Annotated in this window: 20 protein-coding genes; 10 read left to right on the top strand and 10 right to left on the bottom strand. The window is 45.5% G+C overall.

Features of this window, described 5'->3' with window-relative positions:
* Window positions 1-9 precede the first annotated feature (9 nt).
* From LZT22_RS07480 to LZT22_RS07470, 3 genes are read left to right on the top strand one after another with little or no spacing between them, the layout of a single operon-like run.
* On the top strand, window positions 10-795 hold the full coding sequence (locus tag LZT22_RS07480) for a DUF1365 domain-containing protein (RefSeq protein ID WP_233924452.1): 786 nt from the start codon (window positions 10-12) through the stop codon (window positions 793-795).
* Window positions 792-2099 carry a cyclopropane-fatty-acyl-phospholipid synthase family protein gene (locus tag LZT22_RS07475; protein ID WP_233924451.1) on the top strand — a complete coding sequence of 436 codons (1308 nt, stop codon included), beginning with the start codon at window positions 792-794 and terminating at the stop codon, window positions 2097-2099. The genes LZT22_RS07480 and LZT22_RS07475 overlap by 4 nt, the downstream gene beginning before the upstream one ends.
* On the top strand, window positions 2096-2878 hold the full coding sequence (locus tag LZT22_RS07470) for an SDR family NAD(P)-dependent oxidoreductase (RefSeq protein ID WP_233924450.1): 783 nt from the start codon (window positions 2096-2098) through the stop codon (window positions 2876-2878). Before LZT22_RS07475 ends, LZT22_RS07470 begins: the two co-directional genes overlap by 4 nt.
* A 16-nt stretch (window positions 2879-2894) precedes the next feature.
* Here the strand turns inward: LZT22_RS07470 and LZT22_RS07465 are convergent, their stop codons facing one another.
* The 3 genes from LZT22_RS07465 to argS are packed head-to-tail and all read right to left on the bottom strand — an operon-like array spanning window position 2895 to window position 5974.
* Window positions 2895-3626 (bottom strand): thiol:disulfide interchange protein DsbA/DsbL, encoded by a 732-nt coding sequence (locus LZT22_RS07465; RefSeq protein WP_233924449.1) that lies wholly within the window; start codon window positions 3624-3626, stop codon window positions 2895-2897.
* Window positions 3623-4213, bottom strand: a complete 591-nt coding sequence (locus LZT22_RS07460; protein WP_233924448.1) for an SPOR domain-containing protein — start codon at window positions 4211-4213, stop codon at window positions 3623-3625. Before LZT22_RS07460 ends, LZT22_RS07465 begins: the two co-directional genes overlap by 4 nt.
* Before the next feature lie 9 nt (window positions 4214-4222).
* A complete protein-coding gene (gene argS, locus LZT22_RS07455) occupies window positions 4223-5974 on the bottom strand; it encodes an arginine--tRNA ligase (RefSeq protein WP_233924447.1) in 1752 nt (583 codons plus the stop codon).
* Window positions 5975-6015: 41 nt separating this feature from the next.
* On the opposite strand from argS, the gene LZT22_RS07450 reads away from it, so the two are divergent.
* On the top strand, window positions 6016-6348 hold the full coding sequence (locus LZT22_RS07450; protein WP_233924446.1) for a DUF1840 domain-containing protein: 333 nt from the start codon (window positions 6016-6018) through the stop codon (window positions 6346-6348).
* Window positions 6349-6378: 30 nt separating this feature from the next.
* Here the strand turns inward: LZT22_RS07450 and metH are convergent, their stop codons facing one another.
* Together metH and LZT22_RS07440 are read right to left on the bottom strand one after the other, a co-directional pair.
* A complete protein-coding gene (gene metH, locus LZT22_RS07445) occupies window positions 6379-9114 on the bottom strand; it encodes a methionine synthase (RefSeq protein ID WP_233924445.1) in 2736 nt (911 codons plus the stop codon).
* Window positions 9111-10214, bottom strand: a complete 1104-nt coding sequence (locus LZT22_RS07440; RefSeq protein ID WP_233924444.1) for a homocysteine S-methyltransferase family protein — start codon at window positions 10212-10214, stop codon at window positions 9111-9113. Before LZT22_RS07440 ends, metH begins: the two co-directional genes overlap by 4 nt.
* Before the next feature lie 77 nt (window positions 10215-10291).
* On the opposite strand from LZT22_RS07440, the gene LZT22_RS07435 reads away from it, so the two are divergent.
* A complete protein-coding gene (locus LZT22_RS07435; protein WP_233924443.1) occupies window positions 10292-10780 on the top strand; it encodes a PhaM family polyhydroxyalkanoate granule multifunctional regulatory protein in 489 nt (162 codons plus the stop codon).
* Here the strand turns inward: LZT22_RS07435 and LZT22_RS07430 are convergent.
* Window positions 10695-11795: an MBL fold metallo-hydrolase gene (locus LZT22_RS07430; protein WP_370634753.1), complete on the bottom strand. Its 1101-nt coding sequence runs from the start codon at window positions 11793-11795 to the stop codon at window positions 10695-10697. The genes LZT22_RS07435 and LZT22_RS07430 overlap by 86 nt on opposite strands.
* Between LZT22_RS07430 and aceK the strand changes: the two genes are divergently transcribed.
* The gene (gene aceK, locus LZT22_RS07425) at window positions 11787-13571 is read left to right on the top strand and encodes a bifunctional isocitrate dehydrogenase kinase/phosphatase (protein ID WP_233924441.1); all 1785 of its coding nucleotides are present in this window, start codon (window positions 11787-11789) and stop codon (window positions 13569-13571) included. The genes LZT22_RS07430 and aceK overlap by 9 nt on opposite strands.
* Complete coding sequence (locus LZT22_RS07420; RefSeq protein WP_233924440.1) at window positions 13571-13765, top strand: DUF1289 domain-containing protein; 195 nt, start codon at window positions 13571-13573, stop codon at window positions 13763-13765. The genes aceK and LZT22_RS07420 overlap by 1 nt, the downstream gene beginning before the upstream one ends.
* A gap of 45 nt (window positions 13766-13810) precedes the next feature.
* Here the strand turns inward: LZT22_RS07420 and LZT22_RS07415 are convergent, their stop codons facing one another.
* Entirely contained in the window at window positions 13811-14794 is a 984-nt protein-coding gene (locus LZT22_RS07415) for an MDR family oxidoreductase (protein ID WP_233924439.1), read from the bottom strand.
* 72 nt (window positions 14795-14866) lie between these two features.
* On the opposite strand from LZT22_RS07415, the gene LZT22_RS07410 reads away from it, so the two are divergent.
* The 3 genes from LZT22_RS07410 to LZT22_RS07400 are packed head-to-tail and all read left to right on the top strand — an operon-like array spanning window position 14867 to window position 16425.
* A complete protein-coding gene (locus tag LZT22_RS07410) occupies window positions 14867-15184 on the top strand; it encodes a hypothetical protein (protein WP_233924438.1) in 318 nt (105 codons plus the stop codon).
* Window positions 15185-15207: 23 nt separating this feature from the next.
* Window positions 15208-15720 carry a flavin reductase family protein gene (locus LZT22_RS07405; RefSeq protein WP_233924437.1) on the top strand — a complete coding sequence of 171 codons (513 nt, stop codon included), beginning with the start codon at window positions 15208-15210 and terminating at the stop codon, window positions 15718-15720.
* Window positions 15721-15756: 36 nt separating this feature from the next.
* Entirely contained in the window at window positions 15757-16425 is a 669-nt protein-coding gene (locus tag LZT22_RS07400; protein ID WP_233924436.1) for a glutathione S-transferase family protein, read from the top strand.
* A 10-nt stretch (window positions 16426-16435) separates the two neighbouring features.
* On the opposite strand, the gene LZT22_RS07395 is transcribed toward LZT22_RS07400, so the two are convergent.
* From LZT22_RS07395 to LZT22_RS07385, 3 genes are all read right to left on the bottom strand, one after another.
* Complete coding sequence (locus tag LZT22_RS07395) at window positions 16436-19477, bottom strand: efflux RND transporter permease subunit (protein ID WP_233924435.1); 3042 nt, start codon at window positions 19475-19477, stop codon at window positions 16436-16438.
* A 49-nt stretch (window positions 19478-19526) separates the two neighbouring features.
* The gene (locus tag LZT22_RS07390; protein WP_233924661.1) at window positions 19527-20669 is read right to left on the bottom strand and encodes an efflux RND transporter periplasmic adaptor subunit; all 1143 of its coding nucleotides are present in this window, start codon (window positions 20667-20669) and stop codon (window positions 19527-19529) included.
* Between the two features lie 176 nt (window positions 20670-20845).
* Window positions 20846-22495, bottom strand: coding sequence for an efflux transporter outer membrane subunit (locus LZT22_RS07385; RefSeq protein ID WP_233924434.1), 1650 nt, complete (start codon window positions 22493-22495; stop codon window positions 20846-20848).
* Between the last annotated feature and the right edge of the window lie 8 nt (window positions 22496-22503).

Here is a 22503-nt window from a genome sequence, read left to right as displayed (position 1 = left end):
GAAAACTACATGAAAGAAGCTCAACTCACTTTCGGCGTAGTTAAACACACCCGCTTTCGACCTAAGCATAATTCATTTGGATATCGGGTTTTTACTCTCAAAATTCCGCTGCGCTTACGGCGCACTGATGCACAAGTATTAAGCCGTCATGGCTTGGGTGACAATCAATTTCGCTTTATTTCCTTTTATGATAAAGATCATGGTCAAGGTAATGCAGATTCGCTGGCTTGGGTAGAGGCACTCTTAACTCAATATCAGATTAATGGGGTTGATGGCGAGATTTGGCTCCAAACTTTTCCACGGGTTTTGGGTTATACCTTTAATCCCGTGAGTTTTTGGATTTGTACCCGCACAAACGGTGAAGTACGTGCCGTTGTGGCGGAAGTCAACAATACCTTTGGCGAGCGGCATTGTTATTTGCTGGCTAAAGATTCCGGCGAATCGATTCGCTCTGGTGAAACCTTAGCGAGTCGCAAAGTCTTTCATGTCTCACCATTTTGTGAAGTGCAGGGCAATTACCATTTTCGCTTTTTATTTGCCCAAGATAGCCAAGCAAAAAATCGTACCCTTTATCGCATTGAGCTACTTGAAGATGATCAGGCCCTTATTAATACAAGCATTAGCGGAACTGAGCGACCTTTAAATCGGCGCAATTTACGCTTGGCCATCTTGAGTTATCCTTTAATGAGTATTGGCGTGATTGCCCGAATTCATTGGCAAGCAATTAAGCTGTGGCTTAAAGGCGTGCCCTTTCACTCAAAACCCCAACCACCGGAATTTGAAGTAAGCCGATGAATCGACCTGGACAGCCTTTACTGGCTAAACTCAATTTCTCAAAAGCACGGGCCGATACGGCTAGCTATCGTAATATTCCGCTGGCCGCCAGAACCATTTTAAAAATGCTTGGACATTTAAGTGCCGGTCACCTTTCGATTGCTCTGCCAAATGGAGAAATTCAACACTTCGGGCAAGTAAGCGAGGCTCTACATGCTGAAATTCATGTGCTTGATTGGGGTTTGTTTAGAGATGTCCTACGCCATGGGGATATTGGTTTTGCTGAAAGTTATATTCGCGGTAAATGGGAGACGCCCAACCTTAAGCTCCTACTTGAGTTAGCCATACGAAATCGAACTATTTTAGAAAAAGCAATTTATGGCAGTTGGGTGGGATCCTTAGCCTACCGATTTAAACATTGGTTAAGACGCAACTCAAAAGCGGGTAGCCGCAAGAATATTCATGCGCACTATGATTTAGGTAATGCGTTTTATGGACTCTGGCTAGATGAAACGATGACCTATTCCAGCGGATGGTTTGAGTCCCAGGGGCAAACATCGTTAGCTCAAGCCCAAAATGCTAAATATCAACGCATTCTCGATTCCTTACAATGTAAAGCAGGTGATAGCGTTCTTGAAATTGGCTGTGGCTGGGGTGGCTTTATGGCTGTAGCTGCCCGCGCAGGCCTGAATATTACTGGGCTAACTCTCTCGAGCGAACAAGCTAAATTTGCACATGAGCGTATCGCTCAGGTCAGTCAAGCTGATGCGGTTAATTCCACTCGCGCTAGCCATCAGCCGATTAGTTTTGTCGTGCGCCTACAAGATTATCGCGACTGTCATACTCAGTTTGATGGCATTGCTTCAATTGAAATGTTTGAAGCAGTAGGTGAAAGCCATTGGCCCGAATATTTTCAAAGTATTGCAGCCTGCCTGAAACCCAATGGCAAGGCCTGCGTGCAAACTATTGTGATTGCCACTGACTTATTTGAGCGCTATCGCAATAGTACCGACTTCATTCAGCAATACGTTTTCCCCGGTGGAATGTTGCCATCACGTGATGCTTTTATTGCTCAAGCTAACCAAGCGGGGTTACAAATTGACAGCGAATTTGCTTTTGGTAAAGATTACGCCAAAACCTTAGGCATCTGGTTTGAGCAATTTAACGCTAAATTGCCTGAGGTAAAACAACTTGGCTTTGATGAGGCCTTTATTCGCTTATGGAATTTTTATTTAATGTATTGTGCTGCTGGCTTTTCAGAGCAAAACATTGATGTCGTGCAATTTACGTTAAGCCATCAGCCAAGCACAATTCCGTCGCCATGAGCATGCAGCAACCCGGAATTACTCAATTTACAGGCCTACGGGTCTGGGTAATTGGTGCCACCAGTGGAATTGGTGAAGCATGTGCAAAAACACTCATTACGGCAGGAGCAAGAGTCGCCTTATCAGGACGCCGCTTTGAGCGCCTAGAGACCCTTTGTGCCTTAGGTCAAGTTAATCAATGTTTAAGCTTACCCCTTGATGTTACTAAGGCAGAACAAATTGATCTGGCCTATCAAGCAATTGTGCGCGCTTGGCATGGGCTCGATTTATTACTCTTTGTTTCTGGGATATATATTCCGCTGCGGGCTGATAATTTTGCGCTTGCTGCTGCTGAGCAAACCGTACAAGCAAATGTACTCGGCCCCATGCGGGCTGTAGCTGCAGTTCTGCCCGATATGCTTGAACAACATGCTGGCCATATTGCCATTGTGGGTAGCGTAGCCGGCTATAGTGGCTTACCCAAAGCGCTCGCTTACGGTCCCAGCAAAGCGGCAATGATTAATTTTTGTGAGGCTTTATTCTATGATTTGCAACCCCGCGGATTAAGTGTGCACATGATCTCGCCCGGTTTTGTAGAAACCCCAGCAACCGCCCAAAATGATTTTGTGATGCCCGCACTAATCAGCCCAGAAACAGCAGCGCAAGAAATTTTAGCCGGTATTCAACAGGGTAAATTTGACATTCACTTTCCTAAACGGTTCTCGCGATTTTTAAAATTCTTACGCCTGTTACCGTACCCAATTTACTTTTGGATTTTGCGTCACTTTGTCAAAATTTAATGCTGTTCTTCAGTATTTATTTGTACTTCTCTTTGCGCACTTTGTCGACTAAATAATCCATTGTTTGAATGGCTTTTGTTTTGGTTCCTGCAATCGATGGAGAAGTAACATAGCGCCCTTGAATAACCACCGTTGGCACACCGTCAATACGATAGTTAGTCGATTGTTGATTGGCATTCCGTGCTTTTGATACGGTAGCAAATGAGCGAAAGGTGGTAAGAAAGGTATTGCGATCGAGTCCCTGACTGACTGCCCAATCGGCAATGTCATTTTCCGTTAGTAGTCGTTTGTTTTCTTTATGAATCGCGGTCATGACTTTATTATTTAAGGCATCCCCTTTGCCCATGGCTTCGAGCGTAAAAAATAGCTGACTATGCACTAAAAAATCGTCTCTAAATGCCACTGGTATACGTTTAAATACTACGTCTTTACCTTGGCGACTAGCCCAAGCACTAAGTTCGGGTTCAAACTCAAAACAATGCGGGCAGCCGTACCAAAAAAATTCAATTACCTCGACTTTGTTTTTGGTTTCGACGGGTTGCGGGGCAGTTGAAATGCGGTAGTCAATACCCTCTTGAATTTTTTGATTGCCAGGCTGAGGCTTAATATTAGACGCTGCGCTACCTGCCGCTTGGCCTGCCGTTTGGCCTATGATTTGCGCACTCAGCTGCCCCAAGGGCAAAAGACTAAAGGCTACTAATAAGCCACGAACACAAAGTTGACGATAAAAAGAAAGGGGTGAAATCATGATTTATTTGCTCGAATAATAGTGGGTTTCATGCCAAGACTACTTAATTTATTAGTAATTGCTTTGGTATCTTCAGTTGAGACAAATGGGCCAATCCGCACACGCCATACGACACTACCCTCGACTGATGCTTCACTCATTTGCGCCTCAATACCCTGAATTGCTAAGTTTGCCTTTTGTGCATCGGCCTCAGCTTTTTTGCTGTAAGCGCCTACTTGGACAAAGAAAATGGGTTCGGTATTCTTGGCTTCTGGGGCTTTGACATCTGCTGGCTTTTGCTCAGGTTTTTTGCCATTGGCAATATCGCGAATCGGATCGGGGCTAGCTTCCGTATTGCTAGGTGGTTTTTTTCCTTGCAAGGGCTTATTCAAATCTAATGGGGTGGCAGCTGGGGCGCCCTCTTCTTCAACTGGAACGGCGGGTTTAATCGTTAATGGTAAGTTCGGCGCCCGAATTCCGGGCTTTTCTTGCGGGGGCGTTTTCGATAAATAAAAAGCTACCCCCAAAGCTAAAGCAAGGCCTAATGTTAGCCCGAGAATTAAACCCAATAAGGTACCCCCAAATTCTCTTGTCGATTTCACTTTCATCCCCTCATCTTACATTTTGCTCGGGGCTGATACCCCCAAAACAGCCAAGCCATTCTGAATTACCTGACGGGTCGCCGCTAATAAAGCTAAGCGAGCATTTTTTAACTCGAGATCATCCACTAAGACACGATCTGCATTGTAAAAGGTATGAAAATCGCCGGCTAAATCGCGTAAATAAAAGGCGAGTGCATGGGGGGCTAAATCGGCCGCGGCCGTAGCAAGTAATTCTGGATATTCAGCTAATCGCCGCAGCAAATGATCGGCAGCTTTACTACTTAATAGACTGAAGTTTGCTGTAGCTAAATCAGCAGGAGAACCATGCCATTGCGCCAGAATGGAGCAAATTCGGGCGTGCGCATACTGGACATAAAAAACTGGGTTTTCGTCGTTTTGTTGCAAGGCTAAATCAACATCAAAAATAAACTCCGTATCGGCTTTGCGCGAAATTAAAAAGAAGCGGACTGCATCACGTCCGCGTTGTAACGCCAACTCACGCTCCTCCGCTGTCATGGCGTCATGAATACCACCCGACCATTCAATTAAATCGCGCACTGTGACATAAGATCCAGCGCGTTTCGATAATTTCACGACTTCGCCATTGCGCATCACCGTAACCATTTTATGCAAAACATAGGCTGGGTAATTACTGGGAATGGCCCACTGACGTTGCTGTGCCACCCCCTGTAAACCTGCGCGGACGCGCATGATGGTGCCATGGTGATCACTACCCTGAATATTGATGACCTGCTGATAACCCCGCTGCCATTTACTCGCATGATAGGCTACATCGGGTACAAAATAGGTATAACTGCCGTCAGACTTTCGCATCACCCGATCTTTATCATCGCCGTCTGCAGTCGTTTTGAGCCACAAAGCACCATCGGTCTCATAGGTTTTACCAGCGGCCTCTAAGTCAGCGACAATGTGGGCCACGCTGCCATCGGCATATAGAGAAGACTCTAAGTAGTACTGATCAAATTGCACCCCAAAAATACTTAAATCCAGGTCTTGTTCTGCCCGTAAATAAGCAACCGCAAATTGACGAATTGATTCAAGATCGGTCTCTGAGTGATGCGCTGGTAAAGCGCGATATGCTGTTGCAATATCGGCAATGTACTCACCGTTATATGCTAACTCTGGCCATGCACTATCGCCTGGCTTGAGCCCACTTAAGCGCGCCTGCACTGAGAGGGCTAGGTTGGCAATTTGCACACCTGCATCGTTGTAATAAAACTCGCGGTGAACTGCTAATCCTTGGGTGCTGAGTAAATTAGCAATGGCGTCTCCTAGGGCTGCCTGTCGCCCATGCCCTACATGCAATGGGCCAGTAGGGTTAGCTGAAACAAATTCGATCATCACTTTGGCTGGTTTTGCATTTCCCGCTGAGGGCGCTAACTTGACTAAGCCAAAGCGCGCTTGCTCAACTAAGATCTCTTTAATAACCGCTGTTTTAGCTTGATTGGTCAGGCGAAAATTAATAAAACCAGGCCCAGCAACTTCAGCAGCAGCAATGAAGTCGGCATAATTGGCTTGGTTTGTTAAATGGCTAATTAAGGTTTGCGCTAAATCACGCGGCTTAAGCTGCCATAGCTTTGCTACTTGCATGGCAATATTGCAAGCCACATCACCATGATCAGTCGATTTTGGCCGTTCGAGCTGGGGTACTGGTATGTCAGTTGGCGACAAACCGTGAGCGAGTGCTGTCTGTTTTAAAGCTTCACTTAAGAGCTGAATTAAATGGTTCTTTTGGGTTGTCAACATAGATTAATGAGTTTATCAGGCAGCAATGGTAAGCTCGACAGATGATTTACCATTTTCATTCTAAAGCCGGCCCCGAGGTGATCATGTTAAGTGATCTGAGTGAACGCATTTTTACAATCTTGGGCAAGCCCCTTGAGCAACGCGGCATTTTGACTGCCGCTGAACTGCCAAATTTAATTTGGCTCCTTGAAAGCGCTATTATTCAAGATCAACAGCAACGCCAATCCCAAACTCAGCCCCAAACCCAATCCCAAGGAGCTCACTCTAGCTCGGCAATGGCAAAAGGCGATCCTCTCGGCAGGCGGGCCTTTCCATTTTTAGAGCTCATGAAGCAGGCGGCGGCGGCGCAAGAACCTCTGGTGTGGGACATCTAAACTGCGTTGCAATCAGTTGCAGGTACTGTCCTAGTCGAATTGACTTGCTAAGGAGCGCTGTACCACTTCAATTGTTTCATTGCGTCTTTTAGCTAAATCTGCCAATTGATCTTGACCTACTTTGCCCACATTAAAATAACGGGCTTCGGGATGACCTAAATAAAAGCCACTAACACTCGAAGCAGGGTTCATCGCGAATGATTCTGTTAAGCTCATCCCAATATCTTCTGAGCCGAGTACACGTAATAAATCTAACTTCACTTCATGGGCAGGACAAGCCGGGTAACCTGGCGCTGGGCGAATACCTTGGTATTGCTCAGCAATCATTTGCTCATTACTAAGTTGTTCGTTCGTGGCGTAACCCCATAAATCGGTACGCGCCCGCCAATGCATTAATTCAGCGAATGCCTCGGCTAAACGATCGGCTAGTGCTTTAAGCATAATTGCACTGTAATCATCATGTTGCGCTTGAAATTGCGCCACTTTTTTCTCGACCCCGTGGCCTGTAGTCACCGCAAAACAACCTACATAATCAGCAATGCCAGTGGCATGCGGTGCAACGTAGTCGGCTAAGCTGCGGTTCGGGCGCCGTTGGCCATCGACTACAGGTCGTTCGCTCTGTTGGCGCAAGTTATGCCAAACAAATAAGGGGTGATTGCGGGCTTCATCAGTATATAAAACGATATCGTCGCCAACCGTGTTGGCGGGATAAAAAGCCATTACGCCATCTGCCTGCAACCATTGGCCTTTAATTAATTTTTCCAACATTGCCTGTGCATCTGCAAATACTTTGCGCGCCTCTACGCCAACAACTTCATCATCCAATATTGCTGGAAACTTACCTGCCAAATCCCAAGTTTGAAAAAAGGGAGTCCAGTCAATAAAGGGGGCTATTTCAGCAAGTGAGTAATTTTTAAAGAGCCGCCGACCAATAAATTTGGGTTTGTGTGGAACCCAATTTTGCCAATTAATACATTCCTGATTTTTGCGTGCCGCCTCTAAAGAAATGAGAGGCGTCTTACGTTTGTTCGCGTGTTGGTCGCGGATACGGACATAATCTTCCTGTAATTCAGAAATGAATTTTTTTGCGCCCTCATCGGAAAGTAAACTTGACGCTACCGAAACTGAGCGCGAAGCATCGGGTACATAGACCACTGGACCATCATAGTGCGGGGCAATTTTGACGGCAGTATGTACCCGAGAAGTGGTCGCGCCGCCAATCATTAAAGGTAATAAACGGTCGCGAAAATAGGTATCGCGTTGCATCTCTTGGGCTACATAGGTCATTTCTTCAAGTGAAGGTGTAATCAAGCCAGACAGGCCAACAATGTCGGCCTGCTCTTCTTTGGCTTTCTTTAAAATTTCGGCGCAAGGCACCATCACGCCCATATTAATAACGTCAAAATTATTACACTGCAGAACCACAGTAACAATGTTTTTACCAATATCGTGTACATCGCCTTTAACTGTGGCCATCACAATTTTGCCTTTGGCCTTCGCTTCACCACCACCAGCGATATGCAAACGTTTTTCTTCTTCAATGTAGGGAATTAATACCGCAACAGCCTGCTTCATAACGCGCGCGCTTTTAACGACTTGCGGTAAAAACATTTTTCCAGCACCAAATAAATCGCCAACCACATTCATGCCATCCATTAGTGGGCCTTCGATTACCTCAATTGGCCTGCCACCCGCCCCCATAATTTCTGCGCGTAAAGTCTCGGTATCGTCAACAATAAATGTGGTGATGCCGTGGACCAAAGCATGGGTTAAGCGCTCGCGAACTGGCGCCTCTCGCCAAACTAAATTTTCTACTTGCTTACTAGCATCGCCTTTAAAAGTTGCGGCTATCGCTAATAAACGTTCAGTAGGGGTTTGGCCATCTTTTTCTTTAAAGCGATTGAGTACGACATCTTCAACACGTTCGAGTAACTCTGGGTCAAGATCAGCATACACACCTAGTTGCCCGGCATTGACAATCGCCATGTCCATGCCAGCTTGAATGGCATGATAGAGAAATACGGTATGAATGGCCTCGCGAACGCGATCATTGCCGCGGAAAGAAAAGCTGACATTAGAAACCCCGCCGCTAACTTTTGCGCCGGGTAAATTGGCTTTTATCCAGCGAGTAGCGTTAATAAAATCAACCGCATAATTATCATGCTCTTCAATGCCGGTGGCGATCGCAAAAATATTCGGATCAAAAATAATATCTTCAGCAGGAAAGCCCATCTCACCGACCAACAAGTTGTAGCAGCGTTGGCAAATTTCAGTTTTGCGCTTAAAGGTGTCAGCTTGACCTTGCTCGTCAAAAGCCATTACTACAGTAGCCGCGCCATAGCGTTTAACTAAACGCGCTTGTTTACGGAATGCGTCTTCACCTTCTTTAAGGGAAATAGAATTCACAATGGATTTGCCTTGCACGCACTTTAGGCCAGCTTCAATCACCGTCCATTTCGACGAATCAAGCATGATGGGAACTCTAGCAATATCTGGCTCTGAGGCAATTAAATTCAAAAAGCGGGTCATTGCCGCCTCGGAATCCAGCATCGCCTCATCCATATTGATATCAATTACCTGCGCACCATTTTCAACTTGTTGGCGGGCGACCGCCAAAGCTTCATCAAATTGATTATTCAAAATCATGCGCGCGAAAGCTTTTGAGCCCGTTACATTGGTACGCTCACCGATATTGACAAAGCCCACTGCAGGAGTGATATTGCAGGGCTCTAAGCCAGCTAAGCGCATCGGCTTGATATCACTCATGACAAGACTTCAGATGAATTTTCACGATAAAAAGCCCTGGGTTTACGGCGGGCTACTGCGGTGGCGATAGCTCGAATATGCTCTGGCGTAGTGCCGCAACAGCCGCCTACTAAATTGACTAAACCATCGGCTGCAAAACCATCAATTAATCCGGAAGTCATTGCGGGGGTTTCATCAAAGCCCGTATCGCTCATGGGGTTCGGTAAGCCGGCATTCGGATAGCAGGAAATTGCCGTATCGCAAACCCGCGCTAATTCGGCGATATAAGGGCGCATTAAAGCCGCTCCTAAAGCACAATTAAGGCCGAAAGTCAGCGGCTTAATATGACGCAAACTGTTCCAAAATGCCTCAACCGTTTGGCCAGATAAAATGCGCCCCGACGCATCGGTGACGGTACCAGAAATCATCACTGGTAAAAGTTCTCCAGTTTCTTCAAAAAATTCATCGAGCGCAAATAACGCTGCCTTAGCATTTAAAGTGTCAAAAATAGTTTCAACTAAAAATAAATCGACACCTCCAGCAAACAAACCTTCAATTTGTTCGCGATAGGCTTTGCGTAAAATGTCAAAGGTTACATTTCGCGCGCCAGGGTCATTCACTTCAGGAGATATACTCGCAGTTTTAGGAGTTGGGCCAATGGCACCAGCTGCAAACCGCGGCTTATCTGCTGTGCTATAGGCCACACAAGCCTCGTGAGCAATACGCGCGGCTTGTTCATTCATTTCACGAGCTAGCTCGGGCATGCGGTAATCATCTTGCGCAACGGTGGTGGCGCCAAAGGTATTGGTCTCGATAATGTCGGCGCCCGCCGCAAGATATTGATCGTGGATGTCGCGAATAATTTGTGGCTGCGTTAAAACTAATAACTCGTTATTCCCCTTAACATCGCTGGCATGCTGCGCAAAACGCTGACTCGCTGGCAAGCCGCGATAGTCGGCTTCAGAAAGCTTCCGCTGCTGAATCATGGTGCCCATTGCGCCATCTAAAATTAAAATGCGCTCTTGCAAGAGCTGGGGTAAAAGGGCGCCACGCGTATACCTTGCCGAACCGAAAAAGGCAGGTACTGTTGAAGTGGGTGCTACTGAACCATTTGATTGCATTGTGAGGTTAAGAGGATTAATCTTTAGAATCCCGTATTTTATCGGTATTGCTTGTCTTTAGCCAAAATGGAGAATTTATGTTTGGAACTATCCCAGAATTTAATCAAAGCCTTGAGATGTTGAAGAACATGTGGGGGCAAGGTGTGGCCGGGCAAAATGCCGGCCAATTTCCCTTTACTACCGATATGAACAAGGCAGCTAGCGGATTTAATAATGCTTTTGCAGGTCTTGATGTCGTTGAAATTGAAAAGCGGATTAAAGATCTTAAAAGCGTTGAGAATTGGTTAAACCTGAATTTAAACGTCTTGAAGTCGACTATTCAAGGGCTTGAAGTTCAGCAAGCCACGCTTTTAGCGCTGCGCTCTTTTGGCGAGGCGATGGGCTCGGCACAGGAAGCTGCCATGGACAATGTGAATAAAGCAACCGCGGCAGCAACCGCGGCGGCAACAAATGCTGCTGCATCTGCAGGGAATGCAGGGTCTAGCGGACGGAAAACTGCCAAACCCCGGCGGAAGCCTTCCGCGTCAGCTTTCCCAAGCGCCAAAGATGATTCAAATGGGCAATAGCTTCGCCCATGGCAAAGGTCATTTGATGCGTATCCAGTGAGCGCTTAAATAAAATAGGCACTAAGTCGCGCGCTGTAATCGGCTGGTTGCACGCTTCCATGGTGTCGGCTAAGCGATCAACATGGTGATCTTGTAATTGCTGAACACGTAAATGAAGGCCATTAAAGGGCTTACCGTGGGAGGGTAAAACTAAGGTATCGACAGGTAATTGGGCAAATAACGCCAAGGAACGTAAAAACAATCCCAAGGGATCGGCATCGGGATCGGCATCATAAACACTAATGTTGGTAGAGATACGTGGTAAGACCATATCGCCTGAAATAAAAACCCCTAATTTTGCGCAATACAAGGTGGCATGTTCAGGCGCATGCCCATAGCCCATTTTTACCTGCCACAGATGCCTGCCAATAGAAATGACATCCCCGTCCATCAAACGCCGATAGCGCTGCGGCATCCCTGGCACCATCTTGCTGTAATAGTCAGAACGGCCCCGAATTAAAGCCAAGTCTTCGGCGGAATTAAGCCCATGGCGCTCCAGGTGATCGGCCGATCCCCCTCCTCCCATTTTGGCGCCAATTGCTGCGCCCCCCTCTTTATTGCTTAACCACTGAGCAGTTAAATACTCTGCCATCGACATCCATAAGGGCGCCTGCCACCGCTCGCATAACCACTTTGCCAACCCCACATGATCGGGATGCATATGGGTCACAATCACCCTTAATACTGGCAAATTGGCCAATTGAGTGGCAAAAATAGTTTCCCATGCGGTCTGCGTCTCGGCATTACAAATACCACAATCAATGATGGTCCACCCCTCTACACCATCGATTTCATCGCGTAAAAGCCATAAATTAATGTGATCTAAGGCAAAGGGCAGGCGCATTCTTATCCAGCGCACCCCAGGAACCACTTCCCTAGCTTCACCCAGCGGTGGAAGGGCGTCCCCCAAGGGGTAGTGGATTTGAGGATTAGTCAAGTTCTGCACGCTTCGATTAAGCTTAGTGGCATGAACCATTTTCCCAAATTATTGTCATCGCAGGTTGCTTTCGATATGGCGCAAACGCTGTTGGCCGGATTTCAACGCCATTACCGCATCTTCCGCGAGGCTGGAACAGCGGCAAAAGCCTGCTTTGAGGCGCAAGATTGGTTTGGGGTAAGTCAATTGCAGCGGAATCGCATTGATTATTATGATCAACGCGTACAAGAAACTGTGCAAATTTTGGAAGATGAGTTTGATGCAGAAAATTGTTCCGATGAGGTGTGGCAGCAAGTGAAATTACATTACATTGGTTTAGTTTCTAATTTACACCAACCTGAGTTAGCGGAAACATTTTTTAATTCAGTATGTACCCGCATCTTACGCCGTGATTATTTTCATAATGATTTTATTTTTGTCCGCCCTACCATTTCTACCGAATACCTAGAGAACGACGAAGCCCCAAGTAAGCCCACCTACCGCACTTACTATCCAGAAAATCGTGCTGGCTTAAAACAAGTCCTTGCAGATTTGCTACTGAGTTTTCAATTTAAAACACCATTTGAAAATTTAACGCGGGATATTGAATTATTAAATCAATGCGTGAACGAGGAATTACATGGCGCTACGACACAGGCAGATTTTCAAATTCATATCTTAACTGGCCTTTTTTTTCGTAATAAAACTGCCTTTATTATTGGCCGCATTATTGATGGCGAAAAAGTGATCCCCTTAGCAATTGCGCTAATGCATAACGCAGCTGGTCAACTATATATAGATGGTGCATTATTATCTGAAGTCGATTTACGCCTAATATTTAGTTTTACTCATAGTTATTTTTTAGTCGATATGGAAGTGCCTTCAGCCTACGTTACTTTTTTGCGCAATTTGTTACCCCACAAACCCCGTGCGGAACTTTACAACATGTTAGGACTACAAAAGCACGGTAAAAATTTGTTTTACCGCGACTTTCAACATCACTTACTGCACTCTACTGATTTATTTCGCATTGCGCCTGGCATTAAAGGTTTAGTGATGCTGGTATTTGATTTACCTAGCTACCCCTATGTTTTTAAGATGATCAAGGATTCCTTTCCGCCCCCCAAGGAAACAACCCGTGAAATCATCATGGCCAAATATCAATTGGTTAAACAGCATGATCGGGTAGGGCGAATGGCTGATTCACTCGAATTTTCTGATGTGGTTTTCCCCCTTGAGCGTTTTACGCCTGAATTAATTGCCGAAATTCAAGTGCAATGTCCGTCATTACTGCAAATTAGACCAGGCCTAGATGGTCTAGATGAATTAGTTATTAAACATGTCTATATAGAACGGCGGATGACGCCGTTAAACCTTTGGCTGCAGGATGGTAGCGATGCCGAAATAGAGCATGGAGTGTTGCAATATGGCAATGCTATTAAGGAATTAATTGCCGCTAATATTTTTCCAGGTGACTTACTTTACAAAAATTTTGGCGTCACTCGCTATGGCCGGGTTGCTTTTTATGACTACGATGAAATTGAATATTTAACTGCCTGTGAAATTCGTCATGTTCCAGTGGCTCGCACCGAGGAGGAGGAGTTATCGGGCGAACCTTGGTATCCAATTGGGTCGAAAGATATTTTTCCAGAAACCTTTCGGGTTTTTTTACTGGGCGATCAGCGGGTCAAACACTATTTTCTTAAACATCATCCCGATTTTTTTGATCCTGAAATGTGGCGCTCGCACCAAACCCATTTAAGGGCTGGGGCCTATCCCCATTTTATTGAATATGATGCTGATAAACGTTTTATCAATCGGTTTAAAACGTCTTAATGAAATTGAATCCCATTGCACCCATTGCTTCGCCCTGTATTAATTGGTGTGAGATTAATCCAGACAATGGCTTTTGTCGCGGTTGCTATCGTACGCTTGAAGAAATTGCAGCATGGTCGAGCGCCAATGAAACTGAGAGACAACTCATTTGTCTGCGCTTACCTGAGCGCAAAGCCAACGATGTTATCAATTAAAAACGGCTTCACGATAGCCGCTATATTAAGAGTAAAAGCGCATTCTTAGCGATTCACATCCACAATTAAACGTCCACGAATTTTGCCAGCAATTAAATCAGCCGCTAGCGGAATAGCCTCGGCCAAGCTAATTTCGTGGGCAATTGCGTTGACGATGGTGAAGTCGCAAAGCTGACTTAATTGCTCCCAAGCTGAAATACGTTTCGCCTTATCTACGGTAACGCTATTGATGCCATACAAAGTAATGCCGCGCAAAATAAATGGGGCTACGGTAGTTGGAAAATCCATGCCTTGGGCTAAACCACACGCAGCAACTGCACCATTGCTTTTAACTGCCGCACATGCATTAGCTAAGGTATGACTACCCACGCTATCGATAACCGCAGCCCAGCGCTCTTTAGCAAGGGGTTTACCTGGAGTTGATAAACTGGCCCGCTCAATGACCTCGCTAGCGCCCAGCTGATGTAGATATGCGCTTTCTTCTGGTCGACCACTACTAGCGACTACCGTAAAACCCAGTTTGCTCATGAGCATCGTGGCAAAACTACCCACCCCCCCTGCTGCCCCGGTGACTAAAACTTCACCAGCGCTAGGCTGCAAGCCATGCTGTTGCAGGGCCATGACACACAACATGGCGGTATAGCCAGCCGTACCAATTGCCAGGGTTTGCTTCGGGGTCAAGCCCTTGGGCAGGGGTATCAGCCATTCGGCCTTAACCCGCGCCTTTTGGGCTAAACCGCCCCAATACCCCTCTCCCACCCCCCAGCCATTCAAAATAACCTGATCTCCAGGCTGATAATCTGGGCTACTACTGTCGAGTACTTCGCCAGCAAAATCGATGCCTGGAACCATCGGAAATGCCCTGACAACAGGGCCTTTGCCAGTAATAGCAAGGCCGTCTTTATAATTTAAGGTGGAATACAGTACCTTAACCAACACTTCGCCAGCGGGTAAATCGGTCTCGTCGAGTTCGGCCAAGTCGGCACGATAGCCTTTTTCGTCTTTATTAATCAAGATCGCTTTAAACATTAAAATTCCTTAAAATTAACAACTTTACTTAAACGGTTTATTCTACGAGCACGATTGCATATGAGGTTTACCATGAAAAAAATTCTACTCTTCACCGCTACTTTTAGCTGCCTCTTGCTAAGCGCTTGTTTTTCAACGGAATTAAGTATGTCAATGGGAAATATGCGACTCATTAATTCCAGCGCAGACCCGCAAGAAGTCATGAATTTTGCAACTAAAGTATGTAAAAACGATTTTTATCTAGGCGCAAGTTTTCTCTCTAAAAATAGTAAAGAGTATCGGTTTAAGTGCGTGAAGGCTGAAGACAATGAAGTGCTAACCCCCATACCAGGAACTGTTATCCCTACTGGCGGCGCTACGCCCACTCCCGCCGCAGCCAATAAATCATAAATGGCTAGCTCAAGATAATCCGCATGCCCAGTTCTGTAATTAATAAGCCGATCTCATCCGGGGATTTACGTCAGGGTTTTGCTGCTTTTCCCACTGGCGTCACGGTAATTACTGGGCTTGATGCTACGCAAGCGCCAATCGGCATCACCATTAGCTCCTTCAATACCGTTTCGCTGAATCCCCCGTTAGTTTTATGGTCGATTGCGAAACAATCCCCATTAGCGGCTGCTTTTTCGGTGGGTGCTCAACATATTATTCATGTACTGAATCATGCTCAAGAAGATCTCGCAATCACCTTTGCCAAACGCCGCACCGGTCAATTTGCCACAGTAAATCATCTACTTAATGCCAGTGGTATCCCCTTTTTACAAGGCTGTGCAGCCCACTTTGAATGTGAAACCGTGGCTGTTTACCCTGGTGGCGACCACCTTATTATTGTCGCCCAAATTCATGATCTTGCCCATGACCCTGCTAAAGCCCCGCTGCTGTTTCATCGTAGCGAGCTATCAGGTATTAAACACGTGGCCAAGGAATAAAAAAATAGTGCCAATCACAATAAGGATAATTATTTCATGATGCGACTCTGGGGTAGGAAAAGTTCAATCAATGTTCAAAAAGTATTATGGTGCTTAGCTGAGCTCCAACGACAAGAGCAACGTGACTATGAACGTATTGATGCGGGCTTACATTTTGGTATTAATACGACCCCCGACTATCTCAAAATGAATCCCAATGGTTTGGTCCCAACCTTACAAGATGGCCAGCTCACTCTGTGGGAATCGAATTCAATTTTGCGCTACTTGGCTCGCACTTATGATGCGGCTGGAACTTATTTTCCTAAAGACAATTTTAGTCAAGCCAGCTCAGATAAATGGTTAGATTGGCAAATTTCAACTCTTTGGCCCGCCTTACGTCTACCCTTTCTGGGGCTGACGCGTGTGCCAGAAGCGGAACGTAACTATGCCGCCATTAGTAAAGGCTTTGCCGATACCCATCAATATCTTGGCATCCTTAACGCTTGCTTACAAGAGCACGCTTTTTGTGCGGGTGAACGCTTTAATTTAGGCGATATTCCTCTAGCCATTTGCGTTAATCGCTGGATTTTATTAGCAGAGACATTTCCTGAGCAATTGCCGGCGCGCCCACAATATGAACATTTAGAAAAATGGTTTAAGCGCATTCAAACCGAAACTCAGTTTGCCACTATTGCAGAAACTGAATTAATGGTGAGTAAACCCTAATTACCTAAATTTAAATGGCGCTTTGTTTAAATTTATTCGCGTGGTGATCGGCGCCAATAAAGAGGTACATCGCTGGCACGACAAATAAAGTAAATAAGGTGCCAATCGATAGGCCAGTAAAAATTACGATTCCCATCGATTGTCTACCTGCTGCCCCAGCCCCAGAAGCAATTACCAGCGGTACTACACCCAAAACCATCGCTGCAGTGGTCATTAAAATTGGCCGCAACCGCACACTGCTTGCTTCGATAATGGCTTCTAATTTATTGCGGCCGGCCATTTGTAACTCATTAGCAAATTGCACAATTAAAATACCATGCTTACTAATTAAGCCCATTAAAGTCACTAAACCAACCTGGGTATAAACATTGACAGTGGTGAAGCCAAGATTAATAAAAATTAAGGCGCCAAATAAAGCAAGCGGTACCGAAACTAAAATCACCAAGGGATCGCGAAAGCTTTCAAACTGAGCTGCAAGCACCAAAAATACAATCAAAATCGCAAAGAACATGGTTACCAAGAAACCGCCTGACTCGGCAATAAATTGCCGTGATGGGCCTGCATAATCAATGTTATAGCCACTAGGTCCAGCTTCTTTGATGGCATTTTGTAAAAAAGTTAATACTTCGGCCTGTGAAACGAATGGGGTGCTAACTCCCGAGATCGTGGCAGAATTTAATTGCTGAAAATGATTAATTGACTGCGGCACAACCCGTTGTCGAATCGACGCAATCGTGCGCGCCTGAATCATATTGCCGCTGGGAGTGCGAATATAGTAATCTAAAATTTGCTCGGGGTTTAAGCGATCTACTTGTTTTACCTGAGGAATGACCCGATAAGATCTGCCAGCCACAGAAAAATAGTTGACAAATCCTCCGCCCAATGCGGCTGAAAGTGCGCTACCAACATCTTTTTGGGTCATTCCTAAAGCAGCAACTTTTTCGCGATCTATCTCGAGTACGTCTTGTGGCTTATCAATTTTTAAATCGGTATCAACAAAGAAAAACATCCCACTTTTGCGGGCTTTATCGAGTACGGCCTGCGATACTTCATTTAAATTTTCGTATGATTCGGTTGTATTAATGACCACTTGAACTGGTAGCCCTTGGGCGCCTGGAAGAGCGGGAAACTGAAACACAGCCACTCGTGCACCAGCAATGCTATTCCACTTTTTTTGCATATCTTGCTGAAAGGCGCTAGCACTTCGACTGCGTTGCGCCCAATCTTTTAAAAGTACGCCGCCAAAGCTAGATGTCGGACTAGTAATTTGAAACATTTGCGCATACTCTGGTTCGGCGCTAGCAATTTGATATAGTTGATTTGCATACATTTGCATTTGATCAACCGTTGAATTGGGCGGGCCTGCAGCTTGCATTAAGACAATGCCCTGATCTTCTGTAGGCGCTAATTCAGACCAAGCTGTAGCATATAAATAAGCTACACCTACTAATAAAAATGCGCCCATGACAATGACGACCTGCCAAGTTGTTAATAAACTACGAAGCAGCGCTTGATATCGATGATGAAAGCGCTCAAATACCAAATCGATTTTTTGAACAAAGGGTGAGGCCTCTTGCTGTTCAGTAAAAATTTGTGCGCACATCATCGGCGAAAGCGTTAAGGCAACCACGCCCGAAACAGCCACCGCTCCGGCTAAAGTAAAGGCAAATTCGGTAAACAGCGCACCGGTTAAGCCACCTTGAAAGCCAATGGGAATATAGACCGCAATTAATACAATGGTCATGGCTAAAATGGGATTGCCCAATTCTCTTGCTGCAATCAATGCTGCCTCGAGTGGCGATTTACCTTCTTTCATATGGCGATCGACGTTTTCGACCACAATAATAGCGTCGTCAACGACCAAGCCGATCGCCAAAACTAAGGCTAAGAGGGTTAATAAATTAATCGAATAGCCCAATACTTGCATCATAAAAAATGCGCCGATTAAGGACAGCGGCATAGCAATAAGGGGTACCAAAACTGCCCGAAAGCTACCTAAAAATAAATAAATCACTGCCGTTACGATGACTAATGCCTCGACTAATGTTTTAATAACTTCATCAATGGAGGTATTAATAAAGGCAGTAGAGTCGTACACAATTTTGCCGGTCAAGCCAGTAGGCAATTGTTTTTGAATAGGTGGGAAGGCTGCTTGAATTCGTGCAGCCACATCTAATAAATTGGCCTCTGGCGCTACTTTGATTCCAATGAAGACTGATTTTTTACCACTAAAAGCTACATTGGTGTTGTAATCTTCAGAACCTAAGCTGACATTGGCAACTTGATCTAAATAAACTAGGTCTACGCCATTACGTTTAATGATGAGCTTACGAAATTCAGCTAAATTATGTAAATCGGTACCCGCAACTAAGTCAACCGCAACCATCGAGCCTTTTGTGCTGCCAACGGCAGATAAATAGTTATTGGCCGCTAGTGCGTTATATACATCATCTGGCCCAACTCCTAAGCCGGCCATCCGATCAGCGTCTAACCAAGCCCTTAAGGCAAACTTCCGACCACCTAAAATTTCAGCGTTTTGCACGCCAGCAATGGAATCGAGTTTCGGTTTGACAACCCGCAATAAATAATCCGTAATACTGTTGTTGGGTATGTCATCGCTATAAAAACCCATATATAAGGCGGCAGTTGATTGCCCCAATTGCACTGTTAAAACAGGTTGTTGTGCCTGCGGTGGTAATTGATTACGCACTGAGGCAATTTGAGTATTAATTTGAGTTAAGGCTTTATTGGAGTCGTAATTGAGCCGCAAGGTTGCGGTAATGGTAGAGATGCCGCTGATGCTGGCTGAGGATAAATAATCAATACCCTGCGCCTGAGCAATAGCTGATTCAAGCGGTTGAGTAATAAATCCTGCAATGGTTTCTGGATCTGCTCCAAAATATGCCGTAGTGATGGTAACAACCGCATTTTGGGTTTGCGGGAACTGATTAACTGGCAAAGTCGTTACAGCCTTCAAACCAAAAATTAAAATCAGGCTACTTACCACCACCGATAGAACGGGCCGGCGAATGAAGAGATCGGTCCAATTCATCACGCTAGCCACCAGCGTAGACAATAATGACTAATTGCATTCATCAACACTAATTTTCCTGAGGCTTTGGATTAGGAGAATTGGCGGGGAGTACTTTATTATTAATGATTAAAGGCGTGCCGTTTTTTAATTTTAGTTGGCCGCTAGTGACAATGGTAGCTCCCGCCTCTATACCCTTGGTAATCGCGACCTGATCACCCCGAGTTGAGCCAGTTGTGACAAATACTTGCTGGGCTTCAATCACGGGCTGGCCATCTTTTCCAAGGCGCTCAGTTTTCTTGGCTATAAATACAGTAGAGCCATAAGGGTTATAGCTTACAGCGGTTAAAGGCAAAGTAAGTAGTTTGACTTTATCGCCTAAATTAATATTTACATTAGCAAACATGCCCGGCAAAATTTTCTTATCCGGATTAGCTAACAAGGCTTCAATTTGAATATTGCGCGTATTTAAATCGACCTTAGGACTAATTGCTGTAATTTTTCCAGCAAATGCAATACCTTTATATGCATCAGTCGATAGCGCAATCGATTGGCCAACCGCAATAGTACTAACTGCGCTTTGTGGCAAAGTAAAGTCAACAAATATCGGGTCAATCGTTTGTAAGGTCATTAACTTCTCACTAGCGCCAACGTACTGTCCTGGGTTCAGCGTCACAATTCCAACGCGGCCGCTAAAAGGGGCCTTTAAATTCTTTTTAACAATTAGTGCCTCTTGTTGCTGTACCAATGCCCGCTTTGACTTCGCGTCGGCTGCGCTGGTATCAAAAACATTTTTACTGATAGCCTGAATTGCCAATTGCTGTTTATCGCGCTCATTAATCACTTTAGCTAATTCAGCTTGGGCCCTTAATGATTGCAATTGGGCTACTTCAGCAGCATCGACTAACTTGATTAACAAGCTACCTTCTTTCACATCCATGCCCGACTTCACCGGCACCTGCTCGACTAAGCCCTCTACTCCTGTGCTCAATTCAACCCCGCGATAGGCGCGCATATTACCCACACTACTTAGCATGGGTTGCCACTCCTCGTATTGAACAACCGTAGTAGAAACAGCGGCAGGCGGCAAACCTGCACTGGAAATAAAATGCTTAATTAGCATCGTTTTAGTCTGATTAAAGACAAAAATTAACCCCAGCAGTAAAAAAACACCCACCAACATCACCGTCATGCGGCGGCGCATTTCTGTCATCGCCATTAATTTGGCATAGGCACGCGTATTTTTAAAGCGCTGATAGGGGCGCAGTTTCTGAGCTATACGCGCATAGGTATTTTTTATTTTGATCCACAAGAGATACAATTTTTCGCGCACTTGCCAAGTCTTTAGTAACAGCAGTACTTTAGTTTTAAGGGTTTCAAGAAGCTTCATTATTTAACGATCAGGTTGGCATTTGCAATGGGTAACTCAGCCGAAGTAAGTGGAGAGGCTGCCGAAGTGGCTGTGGGAGTACCTTCGACAGACGCGCCTAGGGCACTCTCGCTACTAGCAATTGTTTTAGCTTGATAAGCAGGTCCTTCTCGATTCCACCAGCCCCCGCCCAATGCTGTAAATAAAGCTGCGGTATCAGAAAAACGGAGTGCTTGCGCTTGCAAAGAGCGAATTTTGGCATTTTGATATTGGGTTTGGTAGTACAGCACCTGCAAATAACTAGCGGTTCCAAGACGATATTGATGTTGTACCAAATTGAGTGTTTCTTTGGCATAGCGTTCAGTATCGGTAGCAGCAGTTAAAGCCTTTGCATCAGCATCTAAAGCCTGGAGCGCATCCGCAACCTGCTGAAAGGCAGTGATCACTGCGGCTTGATATTGAAATACGGCTTGCTCATAATTGGCCATGGCACCGCGGCGCTGCGCTAATAATTGGCCGCCCTGAAAGAGTGGCTGAAATAATCCGCCAGCAATGGACCAAAGCGCAGCAGTGGGCCCAAATAAAGCGCCGGTGGTTAAGGCTGCGCTACCCTCAGCGCCACTCAAAGTAATTTGTGGCAGCAAGTTGGCAGTGGCTACGCCAACTAAAGCGTTGGTTGATTTCATTACCGACTCAGCGGCAAGTATATCGGGGCGTTGACGCACTAAACTTGAAGGCAATGACAGTGGTAGCTGGTCTGGTAGATGCAAATCACTTAAATTAAAACCTTTAATAACTGCACTTCCCGGAAATTCGCCCGTTAAAGCAGCGAGTTGATTACGCGCAAAAGCAACATTTTTTTCATACACCAATAATTCTGCCTGCGAGCTTGCCACTAAAGCCAGCTGAGAAGTGAGGTCTACTTTAGATACGCTGCCAATTTCGAGTTGCTGTTTAATAATATTAGCAAAATAAGTTTGTGCTTCTAAAATTTCTTTAGTAGCTTGGTATTGCGCACGCAATTGAGCCTCGCGTACTGCAGCAGTTACTAAATTCGACGTTAAATTCAGGTATGCGCCCTCAAGTTGGTATTGACTAATCTCAGCTTGAGCACGAGCATTTTCTACTGTTCTGCGCGCCCGGCCAAAAAAGTCAGGCACATAACTAATATTCACTGTGGTGTTGTAGAGATCATAAATGGGATCCCCGCGCGGCAGTCCATACACCGCATACGGCAATTGTTCGCGAGTGGCACTTGCATTGCCACCAATTTTAGGAAAATACTGACCGCCAATTTGAGCGCTAACATTTTCTTTTGCTGCGCGCAAGGCGGCATCAGCTGCAGCTAAGTTTGGGTTTTGCTCTAGGGCTTTGCGAATTAATACATCTAACTCGGGGGATTTAAATAGCTCCCACCACTTTGCCGGGATGTCTTTACTTTCAACTAAAGTTTGCTCGCTACCACCCGGAACATCTGGGGTCGTTGCTAATTTAGCAGGAAGAGGCTTTTCAGTTAAAGTGCCCACTTTAGGCGCATCGGGTTGCTTAAAGTCGGGCCCCACCGCACAGGCAGCCAAAATACCTAGCAGAGATACTGCTAATAGCAGGCGCGCTAAATAGCGAACTTGATTATGGGGGCCAATAGAGGGGGGGCTAAACAAAATATTCACCAAGCTTA

The sequence above is a fragment of the Polynucleobacter sp. IMCC 29146 genome (genome assembly GCF_021395195.1).
Taxonomy (GTDB): Bacteria; Pseudomonadota; Gammaproteobacteria; order Burkholderiales; family Burkholderiaceae; genus Polynucleobacter.
This window is presented reverse-complemented; position numbering and strand designations above follow the sequence as displayed.

Excerpts from the sequence above, each read along its gene's own strand:
- LZT22_RS07480 (WP_233924452.1), top strand. The coding sequence starts at position 10 with ATGAAAGAAGCTCAACTCACTTTCGGCGTAGTTAAACACACCCGCTTT.
- LZT22_RS07415 (WP_233924439.1), bottom strand. The coding sequence starts at position 14,794 with ATGTTTAAAGCGATCTTGATTAATAAAGACGAAAAAGGCTATCGTGCC.
- LZT22_RS07465 (WP_233924449.1), bottom strand. The coding sequence starts at position 3,626 with ATGATTTCACCCCTTTCTTTTTATCGTCAACTTTGTGTTCGTGGCTTA.
- argS (WP_233924447.1), bottom strand. The coding sequence starts at position 5,974 with ATGTTGACAACCCAAAAGAACCATTTAATTCAGCTCTTAAGTGAAGCT.
- LZT22_RS07420 (WP_233924440.1), top strand. The coding sequence starts at position 13,571 with ATGAAATTGAATCCCATTGCACCCATTGCTTCGCCCTGTATTAATTGG.
- LZT22_RS07410 (WP_233924438.1), top strand. The coding sequence starts at position 14,867 with ATGAAAAAAATTCTACTCTTCACCGCTACTTTTAGCTGCCTCTTGCTA.
- LZT22_RS07430 (WP_370634753.1), bottom strand. The coding sequence starts at position 11,795 with ATGGTTCATGCCACTAAGCTTAATCGAAGCGTGCAGAACTTGACTAAT.
- LZT22_RS07435 (WP_233924443.1), top strand. The coding sequence starts at position 10,292 with ATGTTTGGAACTATCCCAGAATTTAATCAAAGCCTTGAGATGTTGAAG.
- LZT22_RS07400 (WP_233924436.1), top strand. The coding sequence starts at position 15,757 with ATGATGCGACTCTGGGGTAGGAAAAGTTCAATCAATGTTCAAAAAGTA.
- metH (WP_233924445.1), bottom strand. The coding sequence starts at position 9,114 with ATGAGTGATATCAAGCCGATGCGCTTAGCTGGCTTAGAGCCCTGCAAT.
- LZT22_RS07460 (WP_233924448.1), bottom strand. The coding sequence starts at position 4,213 with ATGAAAGTGAAATCGACAAGAGAATTTGGGGGTACCTTATTGGGTTTA.
- aceK (WP_233924441.1), top strand. The coding sequence starts at position 11,787 with ATGAACCATTTTCCCAAATTATTGTCATCGCAGGTTGCTTTCGATATG.
- LZT22_RS07440 (WP_233924444.1), bottom strand. The coding sequence starts at position 10,214 with ATGCAATCAAATGGTTCAGTAGCACCCACTTCAACAGTACCTGCCTTT.
- LZT22_RS07405 (WP_233924437.1), top strand. The coding sequence starts at position 15,208 with ATGCCCAGTTCTGTAATTAATAAGCCGATCTCATCCGGGGATTTACGT.
- LZT22_RS07390 (WP_233924661.1), bottom strand. The coding sequence starts at position 20,669 with ATGACAGAAATGCGCCGCCGCATGACGGTGATGTTGGTGGGTGTTTTT.
- LZT22_RS07470 (WP_233924450.1), top strand. The coding sequence starts at position 2,096 with ATGAGCATGCAGCAACCCGGAATTACTCAATTTACAGGCCTACGGGTC.
- LZT22_RS07450 (WP_233924446.1), top strand. The coding sequence starts at position 6,016 with ATGATTTACCATTTTCATTCTAAAGCCGGCCCCGAGGTGATCATGTTA.
- LZT22_RS07475 (WP_233924451.1), top strand. The coding sequence starts at position 792 with ATGAATCGACCTGGACAGCCTTTACTGGCTAAACTCAATTTCTCAAAA.
- LZT22_RS07395 (WP_233924435.1), bottom strand. The coding sequence starts at position 19,477 with ATGAATTGGACCGATCTCTTCATTCGCCGGCCCGTTCTATCGGTGGTG.